1 protein-coding gene is annotated in these 1144 nt (G+C 34.8%); it reads right to left on the bottom strand.

What is annotated here, in order from left to right; all coding sequences use genetic code 11:
• Positions 1-386: 386 nt before the first annotated feature.
• Positions 387-1144: hypothetical protein (locus ACFINX_RS10125; protein ID WP_375668800.1), on the bottom strand; the 758-nt coding region annotated here is incomplete at its 5' end.

Raw genomic sequence — 1144 nt, 5'->3', positions numbered from 1 at the left:
ATCTCATGATACTGACCACCGTCAAATTCTTCATATTCTCTTGTACCATCATCATATTCGTAAAGATTGTAAAAATACTCTGCTACCCCTAATCCCCATGGTGCATATCCAACCGCTGTTGCAACAAACTTTTTCCCCCCTTCTGTTTACGTTTTCTTAAAAACATTTGGTTTAATATCCCCTATCTAAATCCATAACTTTACCAATGGGTTTATTTGCCTCAAAATGGACCGTACAGAAGCGTTTTTAATTTCAATGTGGTTTTTTATCACAAAATCTTTAAATCGCTCTGTACGGTGCCTTTCTGTCAATTTAAACGCATGTCTATTCTCAAAATCATCAGCAAACTTCACTACTTTGCTGTTTTTTTCGGATCCATAGTGTCTTTAAGCGTAGATCGCTGTTGCAAGTTGATTGAAGCTTTCTGAAAGGTTATTTGCGAAATTGTTTGACGGTGGTTTATAACATGCGCTTTCATATAGTTTTTTCACTTCTGATTTTTTGTGTTTCTTAATTACCAATCCATATTCTGGATGCGTAATCCAATTATCCCAAGCGCTTTGCCAATCGCGTTCATTTGCATTTCGACATGGGTTGGATTTTGAAAAGCGTACAAATTTTTCAAATTCTGATAAGGCTTCATCATGCGTTAATCCTTGTTCAGTTGCGTATTGAAAATCGGGTTTGAAATCTTCTAGTATTCTTTCAACTTCTTGTTTTTCCCTTATTTTCTTTGTTCCTTCAAAAAAGTTTGCTTTCTCTGGAAAATAAGCAGGCATTATCTTATCAACGATTTCTGAAAGTTGTTTTCCAACCTTTTTAACTTTTCGTGAAGGCAATTTCGCAATCATCGCTTCGTCAATTTGCCATCGGTTGTTAGCTTTGTTTGAAGTGTTGGTATTTTGCTCGTGAATGATTGGTTGTTTGGTTTCTATCGTTTTGATTTGTTCTGATTGAACATCATCACACTCGATTGCCGTTTCAACCAAATCGTTTGTTTCTAAATTTTCAAAATCAATTTCTCTTTTTGATAAAATAATATTTTTATTTTTTTTGTTATTGTTATTGTTAATGTTATTGTGCATTTCCAAGCATTGCTCGTGCATTGCGTATGCATTGCTTGTGCATTGCTCATGCATTGCAC

The organism is Bartonella sp. AP36NXGY (assembly GCF_042195865.1).
Taxonomy (GTDB): domain Bacteria; phylum Pseudomonadota; class Alphaproteobacteria; order Rhizobiales; family Rhizobiaceae; genus Bartonella.
The sequence above is the reverse complement of the archived record's forward strand: the minus strand, read 5'-3'. Positions and strand labels throughout refer to the sequence as shown.